Here is a 16,732-nt window from a genome sequence, read left to right as displayed (position 1 = left end):
TTCTAGTTGAAAGGAAAGGTCGGGAGAGCTTCACGTAAAACGCACGTATGTAGAAGCTCTCCCGCCCTTCCGCTTAATCACTTTTGCAGATTACTTAACCTGATTCGTTGAAGTAGAGTGGCAGCACGGCGCAACTAGACGCTGTGATGCATCTTCTTCAACCTTCTTGATTACTACATCCGTCATTTTTCACCTCCTCACGTTTATACCTGTTGGAGTCTCGGCTAGAAGCCAAGTAATCAGTTAGCGCAGACGCAGGCGCTACAAACTCTCGGTATGGTTCACAATGCTGAACTAATTCACTGTGGGGACCAAAAGCAGCTAGTTTGCCTTCATGGAGAAAAGCCACATAGTCGGCCGATTTAATCGTAGAAAGACGATGCGCGATGGTTATCGTGGTACGACCGTCATAGATAAACCTGCTAGCTGCAATTAGTTCTTGCTCGAGTTTAGGATCGAGATTAGATACCGATTCATCGAAAATCACAATAGATGAGTTACGCAGAAACGCTTGAGCTAGGCTGAGTCGCTGACGCTGCCCCCCCGAAAGCGTTGCACCTCGTTCTCCAATTACTGTGTCTAATTGTTTGGGCAGCTCCCGTATTGTGTTAATAATCTGGGCAATTTTAAGCGATTGCCATAGTTCATCCTCAGAAGCGCTGGGTTTAGCCATGAGCAAATTGTCACGAATAGTACCTCTGAAAATGTAAGGATGCTGCGGGACAAGCGTCACTAACTGTCTCAGCTGTTTTAAAGGAATTGAATCTATTCTCTTGCCGTCAATACGAATTTCTCCAGATTGTGGTTCATATAGCCGAACAGCCAACGCTGCTAATGTAGATTTTCCGGCACCTGTGCGCCCTACCAGCGCCACTGACGAGCCTGCGGGAATGAGCAAGCTGAAATCATTTAATACCCTAGCTTCATCGTACTGAAAGCATACATCTCTAAATTCCAAGCTCAGCAAGCCGTCACTAAATTCTGCCGTCTTTCCATCATCAAGCACCTGTCTGGGTTTATCAAGGAGCTCAAAATACCTGCAGGTTGCCCCAGAAACTTCGCCAAGTTTGCGGAGCATCGAGGAAATGCTGAGAGCTGCAATACAGGACGCACTCAGCAACATCATGGCTGGGGGGATAGCGGCAAGGTCAACCCTCCCAACTTTTCTCAGTCCCAGCAGCCAAGCCAAGGTACCTATAGTGGCAGCAGAGATCATCAACTGAGATACCGCAATTTCTATACCAGACCGAATCAGGTAACTGCGCTTATGACGTTGAACTTCCAAGGTAGAGTCACGAATAGCATCTAACTGGAGATTGGCCAGACCAAGACTCATGATTTCACGCGAACCTTGAATCATCTCCAGGCAGCGCCCTTTTTGATTTGCAAGACTACGCCGAATGCTTTCTCCTTGCTTGGTCTGCAATGTTAAAGTGAGAATCGGTACTAGCAAAATCAAAGAGGTAACAACCAGCAAGATAAGACCTGACGGTCCCACGAGAATAATCATTACACTGGTAAAGATTAAATTCGCCACAAGTGTAGCCAGAAAATCAATCACAGTGTGGGCATAAAACCACTCGGTAATTTCTACATCTGACATAGCCGCGGCCGCGACATCGCCCGTTTTTCTGTGACGTAACCCTGCGGGACTGATACGGTTGATTGCATCAAACAAATCAACACGAAGATCTGCGATGATCTTGTAGCTATAGACATGAGCAAACCACATATCGAGCCACCAACTCAGTCCCACGGAGAGAACCAGCAAACCCAATGAAGCCACCATCCACCAAGCTAGCTGATCGACTTCTCCAATTATTAAAATACGCGACACTAATGCAGCACTCATCACGTTGATCGCCGTAACGCAAATGCGATGAATCAATAACATAACAAAAATAAGCGCTTCATGTTTTTTGTAACGCGATAGCCCTGGCAGCAGTCGAAGAATTGGCCTGAATGCGTCTCTATACAAGATTTGTTTCAAGATTGCACCAACTCTTCGGACGTAGCAACCAGCATTGCGTAGGTGCCTCCTTGCTGCATGAGACTGTCATGATTACCAATTTCCACAATTTTGCCCGCGGAGAGAACTACGATTCTGTCTGCAGCGCGGACTGATTCCAGACGATGAGCAGATGAGATGACTGTCAATGAGCGCCCTTTAGAGGCTAATATCTTGCGATGATTATCAATAGCTCGCCAAGTCAATCGTTCTGTCTCAGCATCGAGAGCTGAGGTTGCTTCGTCCAGCAACAAAATAGGCGTTTCTCTAAGCAACGCACGAGCAATTGCCAGCCTTTGGCGCTGACCACCTGAAACACCACTACCTCGCTCGTCCACCCTGAAGTCCAGCAAATTGTCTATTGGGGCAATATCTTCCAAACCCAACGACAGACACAAGGAATGAAGACGCTCATCCGAGGCCTTCGGGGCGCAGGCACGTAAATTGTCTGCGATGGTGCCATCAAAAATTACCGGCTCTTGTGGCACGAGTGTAATCAAAGAGCACCTATCGTCACGTGATAGCGCACGTAAATCGACTCCTCCTATCTGAATGTTCCCACTGCTGGGATTACCAAACCGCAGCAACAGACCAAGCATCGTGGATTTTCCACAGCCAGATTGCCCTACCAGTCCAAGGGCTTCCCCTTCCGGTATTTCCAAACTAATGTCGCTGACTGCGTCTCGTTGCGCTGAAGAGTACCGATAGGAAACCTCATTAAATTGAATTTCTGTAGTGCGTGGTCGGTGCTCTTGGGGCAGATTAGAGTCATCAGGAGTCGGAGTCTTTAGTAATTTAAGCGCTTTCTGAGCCGTCGAATAGCCATGGTAGCCGGCATGCCAGTTGACGCTGAGATCTTGGAATGGACGAAACAGTTCTACGCCTAAGAACATGCACCAGAACAGAGAGGCTACAGCTACGTTTCCTTGTGATGCTTGACGGACACCGAGTGTGAGAACCATCACCGGACCTCCATATACCACCCAAGATGAAATAGCTGACTCAAGTAGCGAGATACGCATCTGCGAAAGGGTTGCGGACAGAAGCTGCTGACTGGTAGAAACGATTTTTTTACGCCGTTCTTCGACCCCGTTAAAAAGTTGCAGCGTCGTCATGCCCTGCATGGCATCAACTACTTCGGCATTCATCTGGGAATATTGTTCCCAATGTCGGTATCCCCGGCGGGTAAGCACCTTGTTCCATGCCTTTGGAAGCGTCGGCGTCAGGACTACCACAATTACACCAATGAGTGCCACAAGTGAATCTAGCTGAAAGAGCAGAATTAGCACTGTAATTGCTGTTACTACAGTGACAACGATTTGGGGAACATACCTACCATAGTAATCTTCTAGAAGTTCAACACCGTCCGTGACCAATGCTTCAGCTTCCCCAGTGCGTTTGGATGATAAGCCAAAAGGTCCAATGCCATTAAGGTGCTGGAGCAGCTTGAGCCTGACATCGATTTTGACAGTCATGCCAATCAAGCTGACGAGAAGTTCCTTACCGAGCGCAATCACAGGGCGCACCAGTAACAGCACTGCAAGAATTTCCAGCAACGCGAACAGATGCGAATAGTTGCCAGAATAAAGGGTCGCAAAAATTCTTGACATAATCCAGGCAAGGCAGAGAGTTACTGCTGAGTGAAGTAACCCGAAGAGAGACGTGGCGCACATAGGAATCCATCCCGCACGTCCCAATTTGAGAATCTCACAGTTAGGCATACATCTCCCTCATCTCTGTTGTCGCAAGCACTTGGCTTAACGACATTACTTAGGTTAGCCTAACATAACTAGAAAGTGTTCGGGGACGAATCTTGGGAGAGATGAAAATGCTAGATTACCGAGTCGATTTCAATGAGCTGAATGAATACGCCAACAGTCAGCATTGGGCTGATAGATGGCATGAAAAGTTTGGGTATCGACCTGAAACAAATTCTGCGATCGCGCAACTGTTGAGGTTGTCCGGCGGAGGAGACATTCTAGGAACAGCAGTCGGCACCGGACGCCACGTCTTGCCACTAGTAGGAAAATGTTCGAGCGTGGAGGTCATAGAGCGACACGAAGCAATGCTCACCAAACTTGAGGAACAAGCCACTGGCAGTGACGTTGTCACGCATCTGGGTGACCCTGCTGAAGTTAGGCTAGGAAAAACTTTCGATTTGGTTTTTAACCTTGCTTTAGAGATTCAAACCATGCTCTCAGTCGAGAAGCAGCAGGAATTCTTTTACAGGGCGTCAGAGCATTTGAAGCCCGGAGGTTTCTTGGTCATAGAATGCATGAATCCAGCAGGCTACACCCTATCCGGTCAACGCGTACACATTATGCGAATAATTCCGGGAGAAGTTACGTTGTCGTGCGAGGTTTATTATCCTGATAAAAAGATATTCACCCAAGCCTTCGTTTTTCTGAAGGATCAACAGGCGCCAGACGTTTACACTGCAGCCTTGCGCTGGAATGAACGCTCGCAACTGATTCAGTTCGGGCAAAATTCCGGTCTGCAACTAGTAGAGATATGGCAAGACTGGGATGCGACTCCAGCTAAAGAAGACAGTCCTATGTGCATTCATATCTTCCAGAAAATATAGTTATGGCTATAAGTCAACCACACAGGAACTTCCAGAGCAGGCACTGCTGAGCGGCAGCTTCTTCATTGCCATTTAGCCCAGCATGACCGGCGAATTTAGCCTGCTGAAATTTAACATCGGCAACACGTGAAAGCTCTGAACTGAACTTAGCAATTTGATTTGGGGATACCCGGTCATCATCAGCGCTCGAGAGAAACAAAACACTACGTTTATCTAGCGAGTGCAACGTTTCGTCAAGCATATGGCGAAGCATATGTGTTGGACATGCTGATTTCATGGCTGCTCTTTGCGCAGGGTCCTTTGGATTGCCATACTCCAGATACCAAGGTTCCGGCCATGGATTGTGAGGCTCGCACGTCTCAACGACAGGAGACCAAAAGACAAGACGAGTGAAATACTCAGGACGGAGTAAGAAAGCACGCAAAAGCTGAGTTCCCCCATGTGAAAAGCCGTAGCATAGCACCTTGTGCCCAATATCTTTTGACCGCAAAAATTCGACTGCGGAGAGGATATCTTCTGCACCTACCAGCGAACCTGGTCCAGTTCCTGAAAGATGCCACTTGCGCCCGAGTTCTCCACCCCCGCGGGCAAATACTTGAACCCATGAACCGGATGCATCCAGCCACGAACGCACATGCTGGTTGAAACCCATCGGTAAACAAATTCCAAATCCCGCATACGCCGTCACGAGTATTTGTCCAAATCGTTCAGTACTGCTGGGGTTCAAATCCCTCGGAGTGGCAATCTGAATATATAGTCCGCCGGATGGCGTGGGGATTTCGACAATACGCAAAGGGCTGGGTATGGTTATCTCATCGGGCATATGCTCAAAGTCGATATCAAAGTTTTCAGGTTCTGTTACGGGATCTTCAATAGTCATGCTGCATCCGTCGGTAGCTATCACCACTACCAGTGGACGAGCCGGCATGAAGCGAGTGATACTTGGAGCCCTAGACCAATCTGCCGTAGAGAAGGTGTACAAAACGGTTGCAAGTCTCTCCCAACGAACCACAACTAAATAGTCTTTTACATGCTGAATATTACGAACAACAGCAGTATCTGTCGGGGGTAACAAAAATACAGTTTTGTCGCCAAAAGTCGCAACTACTCCTCCATCGGTTATATCTATTTCTACTTTTTCAGAGTCGGTATCCATCTGTTTCCTCCGAATGGAATATGTACCATAGAAATCCCATGTACAGCTCACTCTAATCTGGCGCGAGTGGGGGTACTACGCGATAATTCACAAAACAACACCACACTATCAAATTGAACTCCCCCATTTGCTTTCTGCAGCTGGTTCATACGAAGACGCTAACAGAATAAATTCTCCCGTTCAGTATCCCCACTGCAGCCAGACCCAAAAGCTTAAAAAGCCATCCCCTAAACAGTAGCGCCCTGCGGAGCATTCCTGATAAATTTGACCCAGGTGTTGCTGTTTATTCTTTAGGAGGAATTATGTCCAACCCTTATCAACCCCCGCAAAACAATCCCGGTCAAGTCCCCGGTTCGCAACCCGGCCAGCCCATGCCCGGCCAGCCCATGCCTGGCCAGCCCATGCCCGGGCAACCGATGGGACAACCCATGCCCGGACAGTTCGCCCGCCCATATGAGCATCCCCAGGAACAGACCGTAATGGTACTGGCTATTGTCGGCATATTCTTTTCGATTTGCTCACCAATCGCCTGGTATATGGGTAGCAAGGCGAAAAATGAGATGGTAGCTCAGAACATGGAACCCACATCTAAACTAAAGACTTGGACCACAGTCGCTATGGTATTTACGATTATTTATCTAGTTGTTATCGGTATCAGTATCATCATGACGGTTGTGGGAGGACTGGCGATTCTGGGAATGGCTAGCGATACGAGCGCGGGACTTTTGCCCGTTCTGAGTGCTATCTAAACCGGTCTCGATTCCATCACAAGTCTCTTGATGGGCCTTACCTGCGGGTGAGGCCCATCATGGTTTTTATATAGCGCCCAAAGTCATTTTCTTTCTGGCTCTCCTGCGAAGTCTCATCTGTGTTAATCAGACATTGATTTTTTCACGGGGGGGGGGAGAGAGACGAACCGTAAAATAAACGTTTACCCAGGCCGTAAGCCCGGGCAAACATCTATTTAGTGCTCATTTTCCGAAAGGCACACCGCATCGCAAAATCACATTCGCCCACGGAGTATCTTCCCCGGTTCTGACTACAAAAGCTGCCTGCGCTACCCGTCGTTTGAGATCTTCGTGTGGAATCGTGTCATGAGACCCTGGAATCTCGGCAAACCAAGATTCCACCTCGGTGCCTATAGCCTCAGAAGCGTAACAGCAAGCCTCTATTTCAAGCTCTGACAACAGAGCCTGGAGTACCGGTTGAAACCGAGGTAAGCCGAACACCACGCTCAAATCCACCACAGGAATATGCCGAGGAACCGGTAGACCACAGTCCGCCAACACGAGGGTGTCTGTGTGTCCCAAACATGCGATTTGAGTGAGAAGAGCGCGATTCAAAATGCCTTGTTTCTTCATCAGATTCCTTTCAAGGTTTTGGCTGTCTGCCAATAAGAGGATTGCGCGCCAGGGTATTTCACTGTTTCGGAAGCAAATCGCGTCGCAGCCAATGCGCTGTCTTGGAGGGATTGGCCCTCAGCTAATTTTGCCGCTAGCACTCCGGTGAACGCGTCACCCGCCCCTACAGTGTCCACAGCTTTAACAGGGATGGCATCTAGATGAGAAACGCTAATATTACCTTCCGAAGTATGTTCCCCCAACAGTGATCCTTGCGAACCGAGAGTCAGAACCACCGAGGGCACTCCTGCTTCCAGCAATGCTTTCGCGACATCAATGTCCTCAGCATTGTTGAGATTCAATCCTAAGCAGCTTGCCGCTAGACGTGACTCGGACTCATTTACTACCAACGGATTACTATGTAAAAGTAGCCATGGATTCACAGCTATTGCCGGGGCAAGATTCAAAACCACCCGCTTTCCGGATTCCACAAATCGTTTTGCGGCCTCCAGAATGCAGTCTTGCGGTATTTCTGCCTGCATCACCAGAACGTCAGCCTGGTGCAATGCCGGGTTAATCCACTCGATTTCACCACTATTCATAGTTCCGTTTGCCCCGGGGACTACGATAATGAAGTTTTCGCCTTCCTGTTCAACGGTTACAACCGCCAGACCGGTGGGAGTGTCTACTTGACGCACAAAGCTCAAGTCCACACCAGCTTTTTGCAGAAACTCCACCACCACCTGCGCATTGGCATCCTTTCCAACCTGTCCAATCATCATCACGTGGTGCCCAGTCAGAGCGGCAGCAAGAGCTTGGTTCGCTCCCTTACCTCCGGCACTGACTCTGCCACCCCCACCCAAAAGGGTCTCTCCCGGCTGGGGGTGGCGAGCCACTGTCAGATTCAGGTCAGCGTTCAGAGACCCGAAAACAGCTATTGTCACTTGGTGTACTCCGCAACATTTTCTTTGGTGACAGTCTTTACCTCCACCGGAACGTTGGCATCGGCCTTCCCGCTTTCCAAGAACTTAATGGCTTGATCCACGGCGATTTTACCCAGTTCTTTAGGTTGCTGAGCAATCGTTCCTAGCATGGTTCCATCCTGCACAGCCTGCAAGCCATCATTCGTACCATCAAAGCCAAAGACGAATACATCTTTACCAGCCTTTTCCGCTAAGGCTTTCAAAGCTCCCAATGCCATCTCATCGTTGTGTGCAAAGATAGCCTTCACATTTGGATTAGCCTGCAGCAGGTTTGATGCCACGTCCAATCCCTCGGCGCGGTCAAAGTTAGCGGTCTGGGAAGCAACTACCTTGATATTCGGGAAGGCTTTGATGCCTTCCTCGAAGCCCTGACCACGGTCACGAGTCGCGGAGGCACCCGACACCCCCTGAAGCACAATGACGTCTCCTTTCTCGCCAATGGCCTTGGCAATCTGCTCCGCAGCAAGTTTGCCGCCGAGTACGTTATCCGAAGACACAAAAGAATCCAGTTTGCCGGTAGTGACACCGCGATCAACTGCAATAACAGGAATTTTCGCGCCATTCAACGCTTCAACAGAGGGTCCCGCCGCATCGGAATCCACAGGGTTAATAATTACCGCACTCACACCCTTGCTGATGGCGTTTTGAGCCTGGTTAGCCTGGGTGGCCGAGTCATCCTGAGCATCAGAAATCTCCAACGTGTAGCCCTTAGCTTCCGCTTCGGCCTTGGCACCATCGCTCAGGTCGACAAAGAAGGGGTTGCTCAGAGTAGAAACTAGCAATACCAGGTTTTTCCCACCTGAGGTACTGCCGTTCTCCCCTGAGGAGGCTCCGTTATTGGCAGAATCGGTGCCACCGCAAGCACTCAAGCCTAAGATTCCTAGAGCCAGGACGGCTCCGGATGCAAATAACTTGTGAAATTTTTTCATAATATGTTTACCTTTCTGGTTGTCTTGTTCCGGGGTTTTCCTCGAAACATGTTGTTTATTTATTGCAATATCCGAATGCGCAAGGGAGGCTCCCTCTTACCAGGGCAAGCCCTACTCTTGTGGTTTAGTGTGCAGATTCTTTGTTCTTCAAGGCATCAATCCCCACTGCTATGGCGATGACCAGTCCTATAACCACCTGTTGCCAGAAGGAAGGAACATTCATAATGTTGAGCCCGTTGCGAATTACCGCCAGTAAGAGAGCCCCGACCAGAGTTCCGGAAACCTTACCTGAACCGCCGGCCAGGGATGCGCCTCCAATCACAACCGCGGCAATCGCGTCGAGCTCGTATCCCACACCGGCTTGAGCTCCAGCGGAATTAAGCCGACCAGCCATAACCATTCCTGCTACACCTGCATAGAGTCCGCACAACGCAAACACGGTCACTTGCACTTTTTTCACGGGAATGCCCGAAAGCCGAGCGGCCTCGATATTGCCGCCGACGGCATACATCGCACGTCCCATAGCGGTACGGTTGAGGATTAATGCTGCCACGATTCCCGAGAGAGCAAACACAATAATCGGGACGGGAATCGGGCCTAGACTCCCACCTAGCAAATTCACTGCGGGTGGGGTAGGAATCGGTTTACCTTGGGAAATAACCAGGGTGAGTCCACGCGCTATGGACAGCATCGCTAGAGTAGCAATGAAAGACGGCAAACGAAAATATGCATTGCTAATCCCGTTTACTGCCCCGCACATGATTCCAGCTAACAATCCGACTAACAAAGCCAGCCAGCTGGGGACACCCATAACAGTGAAAGCGTAAGCACCCACCATGGCAGACAGGGCCAACATGGAACCAACCGACAAGTCGATACCAGCTGCCACGATTACGAAAGTCATTCCGAACGCAAGAATGGCAGTGACCGCTGTCTGCACACCGATTTGGGTAATGTTATTGACCGAGAGGAACACCGGTGACGCCAGACTCAAAACGATGGCCAGGATTACCAAACCGACTAGGGCTCCATTGTTGGCGAGGAAGGTTTTGACCTTAACCAGTCCGTTAGACGGTTTCACTTCACGTTTAGTACTTGGTTTCGTTACTGTTTGCATATTGACCTTCTTTTCTAGATCTGTGACAACTCTGCGACATTGGAAACCGCCAGTGTCATGATTTCGTCTTGAGTGGTTCCTTTACCTGGGAGCTCCCCGGCAACTCGGCCTTCCGACATCACCAGAATCCGATCCGACATACCGAGCACCTCAGGCAATTCGCTTGAAACCATCACCACCGCGCCGCCATCGGACACGATTTGATTAATAAGTTCATAAATCTCGACTTTTGCGCCCACATCGACCCCACGAGTCGGCTCGTCGAGTAGTAGCACCTTCGATTCGGCCAACACCCACCGTCCAAAGACTAATTTTTGTTGGTTTCCGCCCGAAAGCTCTTTGACTTTCTGATCAATGTTCTCCATACGAACTCGCATCCGCTGGGACACTCCCTCAGCTTGTTTACGCAACATTCCTCGTTGCGCTATCCCTAAACGAGCGCTGGGCATGAGTTTTGCAAAGCCGAGGTTTTCGCAAGCCGTAGCACCCAAAACTAGGCCCTGAGCCTTTCGGTCCTCCGGAACCATGCCCAGACCTAGAGAAATCTTCTTTGCAATCTGGGAATTCGGCACTTCTTTTCCCTGAATTCGGATTAGTCCTGAGTCAAATGTGTCGGCTCCCGCGATGGCTCTCAAGACCTCGGTTCTTCCTGCACCAACCAGTCCGGCGATGCCCAGCACCTCCCCAGCGCGAACATTGAAACTGACATCGGAGAATTTCCCTGCTGAACTGAGATTTTTAACCTCTAGCATTATCTCTCCGGTTTTAACCTTGCGGGCGGGAAACTGCTCGTCTATAGAACGTCCCACCATGAGACGCACTAGCTCGGGCTCTGGAGTTTGCGCATCCACTTGCGCCACTAGGGTTCCATCCCGCAGCACCGATACCGTGTCTCCGATTTCAGCCAGTTCGTTAAGGTGATGAGAGATAAAAATCATCCCCACACCTTGTGACTTAAGCGAGCGCATCAGTTCGAACAAGACCTTTATCTCTTTTGTCGTCAAGGCAGCTGTAGGCTCATCAAGAATCAGTATTTTGGACTTCACTGAGAGAGCCTTGGCGATTTCCACCAGCTGCTGACCTGCTATTCCCAATTCACCCACGGGCTGTTTGAGGTTGAGCTTCATGCCTACCAAATCCAAAGCTTCTTGCGCTTGGCGATAAAGTTCTCGTTTATCTAGCACTCCGGCCTTAGTTGGGAGTCTGCCCAGCAGAAGGTTCTCTGCCACGCTCATCTTGGGGACGAGATTGAGTTCCTGGTGAATTACCGAGATTCCGTGTGCCTCCGCATCCTTAACATTCGCTATTGTCACAGGTTTGCCATCCAGGGACAGCTCGCCCTTGTCTGCACCATATATTCCGGCAATGATTTTTATGAGGGTGGATTTCCCGGCGCCGTTCTCGCCCAACAACACATGTACTTTCCCTGGTTCTACACGCAGAGAAATGTCTTTTAACACCTCTACCGGCCCAAAAGACTTGTAAATATGCTTTAGCTCCAACGTTGTCATCTGCGCTGCTCCTTACTTTGCCCGCGCCGTGGATTTGCGAAGTATGAGAGAGGTTGGCAAGTGAAGGCTTTGCGCTTCTTCCCCCGAAATTAGTTTTTGCAACTCCTCAACGGCCAGAGAACTCATTTGCTCAATGTCCTGATTAATCGTGGTCAACGGCGGATTGAGATGCTCCATGATTGGCAGGTCGTCATAACCGATAATTGATAAATCCTGTGGTACATGGATTCCCTGTTTCCCGAGGTAACTGAGTATCGGCCACAGGCGCGGAGTGTAGGCAATGATAGCTGCGCTGACATTGGCCTCCAGCAGCTTTTGCATCAACGCAACTGAGTGTTCTTCACCTGTTGGCTTCGGATCAACCACGGTTTCCAGCCCTAGTTCAGCACCAACCTCTTGAAAGGCTTGAAGACGCTGTTGAGTAGTTGAAGTATGTTCTGGACCCAACACCATCCCAATGCGTTTGTGTCCCAGCCCCTGCAGGTGAATCAGCGCCTCCCGAATTCCCGGGTAGGCATCTGAATCTACTGTAGGTACCTCGTAACCATCCATCGTGCGGTCAACAAACACAACAGGAACTCCCGCTCGTTCCACCTGTTTCAGAGCTGAGGAATGTCGGCTCTGAATAACCAGAATCATCCCATCCACTCGATGTTCCAAAGCTTGATGAAGAAATTGCTCCTGTTGCTCAAAGTTCTCTGAGGCGTTGCCGATAATCATGGCATACCCGGATTCTGCCAGGCTAGTTTGCAGTCCGTGGGCAAGGAGACCGAAATAGGGGTTGCGCACGTCTGAAACAAGTACTGCCACAACCCGATTCTGTTTTGAACGCAAAGAACGGGCTAGGCCATTAGGGGTGTAGTGCAGCTTTTTAATCGCCGTATACACCTGCAGTTTTGCCTTTTCAGAAGCCGATTTTCCCGAGAGAACGCGCGACACGGTAGCCACCGAAACTCCAGATTCCTCGGCTACATCTTTGATAGTCACGTTAGCACGCATTGACTCTCCACTCCATTGTGTAAACGATTACATGTAAACGTTTACACAAATCCTGCCATACAAAAGAGTGCCCTGTCAAGCAAAACAGAAAAGAAAATTTCCTCCCGGCCAGAACCCCTATTCAACTACTTTTAACAGGGAAATTACTCGCGCTGGAACGTGAGGTCTGTATCCGAATACTCCTCTAAACCTCCTACCACGAAGAGGTGACAGCGATGTTTTGGAAAACTTATATCCCCGCTTCTATAACCTCCAAAGCCGCGTGCAGCACTTCGGGGGTGGTCGCCAGGTTCAAACGGAAAGATTTTTCAAAGCCCTTACCCAAGTCCGCACCATCGTTGACAATTAGACCGCGCTCCTGGAGGGTCTGGGCGGGACAATCTCCGAGGATTCCATCGGTTTCCCACCATGACAAATAGGTCGCCTCAGGGAGGAACACCCGGAAGTGCTCACCGTGATTGGTCAGCCAATGGCGGACGGTTTCTCGATTTTCGACAATCTGCGCCTTGACTTCCCCCAACCAATCGCGACTGTCACGAAAAGCGCTAATCGTAGCCAGCATTCCCCACGGGGTCGCGCCGGAGGCAAAAACTTGCAGCGGGGTGCATAAACGTTGCCGCAGCGATTCATCAGGAATGATCCATTGCGCACAGTGCAGACCGGGGATGTTCCAGCCTTTTGAGGCAGCTGCAGCAGTCACGGTCCGGGAGGCTGCCAGCGCCGAAAATTGAGCGAAGGGGTGGAGCTTCCCGTCCAAGACCAGCGAGGAATGAATCTCATCTGAGAACACTAAAACGTTCGGATGTTGTTCCAAAATAGCGCACAATCCAGACATTTCGGCGGGACTCACACACTTGCCTACAGGGTTCCAGGGGTTGCACAACACCAGCAATCCCCCGGCCGGCGCCGAGCGGAAAACCTGCGAGATTCCCTCCAGGTTCAGCTGATATTGGCCAGTTTGCACCTCATAGTTGGACACTACCTGGACGACTTCGTGGCCCTGATCCTGCGGCATCGTCAAGAAAGGCATATAGGCCGGGGTCGGCACCACCACCGGAGCCTGCGGGGGAAGAATACTTATCACAGCCTGCAGCACCGACAGTACATCGGAGGCCAGGCCAACCGCATCAGGCTCAATTTGCCAGCTAAATTCATCCGCATAGAACTCGCGCATCGCCTGACACGCCTGCTGAGACAGCCCTACGGGAGGGTAACCGGTGATGGTATCGTCGAGGGCGGACTGCAGGGTATCCCTCACGGCTGGAGCAATCCCAAAGTCCATTTCCGCGACCCACATACCCAGGGATCCGGGGTGGATACTCCACTTCAAGGAACGAGATTTTTTCAAGTCAGACAGAAACGGTAACGCAATCACCCCTATATTCTAGAGGGAGATGCGCGCCAAAATGCGGTCAAGCGCCGCACTTTTCCACCGTCGGGATGCGCCACGACTGGGAAATAAGAACGGGCTCGGACACATGATGTATCCGAGCCGCGTCCTTTATCCAGATTGAAAGGTCTTAAAGACCTCAACAGAGTTTTAGTTGTGGAGAATTACTTGGCCTTTTCGGCAATCTCCACCAGGCGCCAGTGCTTCGTCTTGGACAACGGGCGCGTTTCCATGATGACGACCAAGTCGCCAATACCGGCGAGGTTTTGCTCATCATGAACCGTAACCTTCTTGGTCTTGCGCATGACCTTGCCGTAAAGCGGGTGCTTCACGCGGTCTTCGAGCTGAACCACGATGGTTTTTTCCATGCGATCGGACACCACGTAGCCGCGGCGCACCTTACGGTGATTGCGTTCGGTCGTTTCGGTGGTCATAGTTTCGTCTGCCATTGATTACTCCTTAACGCTGGGCTCGGTACGAATGCCGAGTTCCCGCTCACGGTAAATGGTGTAGATACGAGCGACATCGCGGCGAACCGCCTTGATGCGGCCGTGGTCTTCGAGCTGACCGGTAGCTTGGGCAAAACGCAGGTTGAAAAGCTCCTGCTTCGCATCCTTCAGCTTCATCGCGAGCTGCTCGTTATCCATGGCGTCCAAATCGTTAGGAGCCAGTCCTTTGGAACCTATCATGTTCATTCACCACCCTCTCGGGAAATAAAACGGGTCTTGATGGGCAGTTTGTGCTGAGCGCGAGACAGAGCTTCGCGAGCCAGTTCTTCACTAACACCGGCGATTTCGAACAGCACACGGCCGGGCTTGACCGGAGCCACCCACCATTCGGGGGAACCCTTACCAGAACCCATACGAGTTTCCGCGGGCTTCTTGGTCAGCGGACGATCCGGGAAGATGTTAATCCAGATCTTGCCACCACGCTTGACGTGACGAGTCACGGCAATACGAGCCGCTTCAATCTGACGGTTAGTCAGGTAAGCGCCCTCCAGGGCTTGGATACCGTAATCGCCGAAAGCGATTTCGGTGCCGCCCTTAGCGTAGCCACGCCGGCCCGGACGGTGCTGGCGACGCCACTTAGTACGACGAGGAATCAGCATTGCTTATGCCTCCGTTTCTGTGGTTGCCCCGGCGGCGACAGTCGCGGCTTCGGGGGTTTCGTTTACGTTTTCGTTGGCCGCGTTGTCAGCAGGACGGTCGGCACGAGGACGGCGGGTCCCCGCGTGACGGTCGTTGCGGCGACCCGTGCGGCCGGCCTGTTCAGCCTGCATCCGGTTCCAATCCCGTTCGGTCATGTCACCCTTGTAAATCCAGACCTTCACACCGATGCGCCCAAAAGTGGTCCGCGCTTCGTAAAAGCCGTAATCGATGTTGGCACGCAGGGTGTGCAGCGGCACGCGGCCTTCCCGGTAGAACTCGGAGCGGGACATTTCCGCACCGCCCAAACGACCGGAGCACTGCACGCGGATACCTTTGGCACCCGCACGCTGCGCAGACTGCATTCCCTTACGCATCGCGCGGCGGAAAGACACACGGGCGCTGAGCTGTTCAGCAATGGACTGAGCGACCAGCTGCGCATCCAAATCGGGGTTCTTAACCTCGCGAATGTTCAACTGCACCTGTTTGCCCGTCAGCTTTTCCAGCTGGGCACGCAAGCGATCCGCTTCCGCGCCGCGGCGTCCGATGACGATACCGGGACGAGCCGTGTACAGGTCCACAGACACACGATCGCGGGTCCGTTCGATTTCGACCTTAGAAATACCGGCGCGTTCCAACTTGTCCTGCATGAGACGACGAATCTCGACGTCTTCCTTCACGAAGTCGCGGTAACGCTGACCGGACTTCGTAGAGTCAGCAAACCAGCGGGAACGGTGTTCCGCGGTTACGCCCAGACGGAAACCAGTGGGATGTACTTTCTGACCCATTATTTACTCCGCTCCCTTCTCAGTGCTTTTCGCGGCGGGCTTTTTTGCCGCCGTGCTCTTCGTAGCCGTGGACTTGGTCGTGGACGACTTCGAGGTCGTAGACTTTGCGGCCGTTGTCTTGGTCGCAGTGGACTTCGTCGTGGTCGACTTGGTGGTCTTGGACTTCGCAGCCGTGGACTTCGTCGTTGCCGACTTGGAGGCCGCAGCCTTGGTCGTCGTGGACTTAGTCGCGGCAGGCTTCTTGGCAGGAGCCTTCTTGGCCGCGGTCGTGGACTTCGCAGCCGATTCTTCCTGAGCCTCTACCGGCTTAGCTGCCTTTTTTGTGACAGCGGCCGCAGCAGCCTTCTTTGCGGCGGAAGCCGAAATCCGATCAGCTTCCGGACGGCGCTGGGACGGCAGGTACGGAGCGGCAAGTTCCTTCTTGTCTTCCGCGTCTCCCACCACAATTGTCAGGTGAGAAGTACGCTTCAAGATACGCGCCCCACGCCCTTGTGCCCGAGCCCGGAAACGCTTCATCGTGGGTCCGTCATTGACGTAGGCCTCGATGACGTACATCTCATCGGAATCAAAAGACGTACCGGCGTTGCGAGCCGCCTGTTCGGCGTTAGCCAAGGCAGAAACCAAAGTCTTGCGAATCGGCAAGGCCGGCTTTTGCGGAGCAAACTTCAACACGTCAAGCGCCTTGTTCGCTTCCAATCCGCGCACCTCATTCATGATGCGGCGAGCCTTTTGCGGAGTCACGCGCACATAGCGGGTATGAGCAGTAGCTTTCATGTTCTATC

The 16,732-nt window shown here is 51.5% G+C and carries 17 protein-coding genes; 2 read left to right on the top strand and 15 right to left on the bottom strand.

Annotation, left to right across the window (positions count from 1 at the left end; genetic code table 11):
• Positions 1-157: 157 nt before the first annotated feature.
• Together Q0V70_RS00785 and Q0V70_RS00780 are read right to left on the bottom strand one after the other, a co-directional pair.
• Positions 158-1,990 (bottom strand): ABC transporter ATP-binding protein, encoded by a 1,833-nt coding sequence (locus Q0V70_RS00785; RefSeq protein ID WP_297587268.1) that lies wholly within the window; start codon positions 1,988-1,990, stop codon positions 158-160.
• Positions 1,987-3,729 (bottom strand): ABC transporter ATP-binding protein/permease, encoded by a 1,743-nt coding sequence (locus tag Q0V70_RS00780; RefSeq protein WP_297587266.1) that lies wholly within the window; start codon positions 3,727-3,729, stop codon positions 1,987-1,989. The genes Q0V70_RS00785 and Q0V70_RS00780 overlap by 4 nt, the downstream gene beginning before the upstream one ends.
• A 101-nt stretch (positions 3,730-3,830) precedes the next feature.
• On the opposite strand from Q0V70_RS00780, the gene Q0V70_RS00775 reads away from it, so the two are divergent.
• Complete coding sequence (locus tag Q0V70_RS00775; protein WP_297587780.1) at positions 3,831-4,592, top strand: class I SAM-dependent methyltransferase; 762 nt, start codon at positions 3,831-3,833, stop codon at positions 4,590-4,592.
• 13 nt (positions 4,593-4,605) lie between these two features.
• Here the strand turns inward: Q0V70_RS00775 and Q0V70_RS00770 are convergent, their stop codons facing one another.
• A complete protein-coding gene (locus Q0V70_RS00770; RefSeq protein WP_297587263.1) occupies positions 4,606-5,748 on the bottom strand; it encodes a prolyl oligopeptidase family serine peptidase in 1,143 nt (380 codons plus the stop codon).
• 302 nt (positions 5,749-6,050) lie between these two features.
• On the opposite strand from Q0V70_RS00770, the gene Q0V70_RS00765 reads away from it, so the two are divergent.
• On the top strand, positions 6,051-6,497 hold the full coding sequence (locus tag Q0V70_RS00765) for a hypothetical protein (protein ID WP_297587260.1): 447 nt from the start codon (positions 6,051-6,053) through the stop codon (positions 6,495-6,497).
• A 222-nt stretch (positions 6,498-6,719) separates the two neighbouring features.
• Here Q0V70_RS00765 and rbsD read toward each other — a convergent pair whose 3' ends face one another.
• The 12 genes from rbsD to rplV all read right to left on the bottom strand — a co-directional run bounded on the left by rbsD (position 6,720) and on the right by rplV (position 16,724).
• On the bottom strand, positions 6,720-7,109 hold the full coding sequence (rbsD, locus tag Q0V70_RS00760; RefSeq protein WP_297587257.1) for a D-ribose pyranase: 390 nt from the start codon (positions 7,107-7,109) through the stop codon (positions 6,720-6,722).
• Complete coding sequence (locus Q0V70_RS00755) at positions 7,109-8,032, bottom strand: ribokinase (RefSeq protein ID WP_297587255.1); 924 nt, start codon at positions 8,030-8,032, stop codon at positions 7,109-7,111. Before Q0V70_RS00755 ends, rbsD begins: the two co-directional genes overlap by 1 nt.
• Positions 8,029-9,000 carry a D-ribose ABC transporter substrate-binding protein gene (locus Q0V70_RS00750; protein WP_297587253.1) on the bottom strand — a complete coding sequence of 324 codons (972 nt, stop codon included), beginning with the start codon at positions 8,998-9,000 and terminating at the stop codon, positions 8,029-8,031. Before Q0V70_RS00750 ends, Q0V70_RS00755 begins: the two co-directional genes overlap by 4 nt.
• Before the next feature lie 124 nt (positions 9,001-9,124).
• On the bottom strand, positions 9,125-10,117 hold the full coding sequence (locus Q0V70_RS00745) for an ABC transporter permease (protein WP_297587250.1): 993 nt from the start codon (positions 10,115-10,117) through the stop codon (positions 9,125-9,127).
• A 14-nt stretch (positions 10,118-10,131) separates the two neighbouring features.
• The gene (locus Q0V70_RS00740) at positions 10,132-11,628 is read right to left on the bottom strand and encodes a sugar ABC transporter ATP-binding protein (RefSeq protein WP_297587247.1); all 1,497 of its coding nucleotides are present in this window, start codon (positions 11,626-11,628) and stop codon (positions 10,132-10,134) included.
• A 12-nt stretch (positions 11,629-11,640) separates the two neighbouring features.
• The gene (locus tag Q0V70_RS00735) at positions 11,641-12,627 is read right to left on the bottom strand and encodes a LacI family DNA-binding transcriptional regulator (protein ID WP_297587245.1); all 987 of its coding nucleotides are present in this window, start codon (positions 12,625-12,627) and stop codon (positions 11,641-11,643) included.
• Positions 12,628-12,856: 229 nt separating this feature from the next.
• On the bottom strand, positions 12,857-14,002 hold the full coding sequence (locus tag Q0V70_RS00730; RefSeq protein WP_297587243.1) for a MalY/PatB family protein: 1,146 nt from the start codon (positions 14,000-14,002) through the stop codon (positions 12,857-12,859).
• Positions 14,003-14,181: 179 nt separating this feature from the next.
• Positions 14,182-14,466 (bottom strand): 30S ribosomal protein S17, encoded by a 285-nt coding sequence (rpsQ, locus tag Q0V70_RS00725; protein ID WP_004008341.1) that lies wholly within the window; start codon positions 14,464-14,466, stop codon positions 14,182-14,184.
• 3 nt (positions 14,467-14,469) lie between these two features.
• Complete coding sequence (gene rpmC / locus Q0V70_RS00720) at positions 14,470-14,712, bottom strand: 50S ribosomal protein L29 (protein ID WP_004008342.1); 243 nt, start codon at positions 14,710-14,712, stop codon at positions 14,470-14,472.
• Positions 14,709-15,125, bottom strand: coding sequence for a 50S ribosomal protein L16 (rplP, locus tag Q0V70_RS00715; RefSeq protein ID WP_282922097.1), 417 nt, complete (start codon positions 15,123-15,125; stop codon positions 14,709-14,711). Before rplP ends, rpmC begins: the two co-directional genes overlap by 4 nt.
• 3 nt (positions 15,126-15,128) lie before the next feature.
• Positions 15,129-15,950: a 30S ribosomal protein S3 gene (rpsC, locus tag Q0V70_RS00710; protein ID WP_282922098.1), complete on the bottom strand. Its 822-nt coding sequence runs from the start codon at positions 15,948-15,950 to the stop codon at positions 15,129-15,131.
• Positions 15,951-15,953: 3 nt separating this feature from the next.
• Positions 15,954-16,724, bottom strand: coding sequence for a 50S ribosomal protein L22 (gene rplV / locus Q0V70_RS00705; protein ID WP_297587241.1), 771 nt, complete (start codon positions 16,722-16,724; stop codon positions 15,954-15,956).
• Positions 16,725-16,732: the final 8 nt, after the last annotated feature.

This window comes from uncultured Mobiluncus sp. (assembly GCF_947087965.1).
GTDB lineage: Bacteria > Actinomycetota > Actinomycetes > Actinomycetales > Actinomycetaceae > Mobiluncus.
The sequence above is the reverse complement of the archived record's forward strand: the minus strand, read 5'-3'. Positions and strand labels throughout refer to the sequence as shown.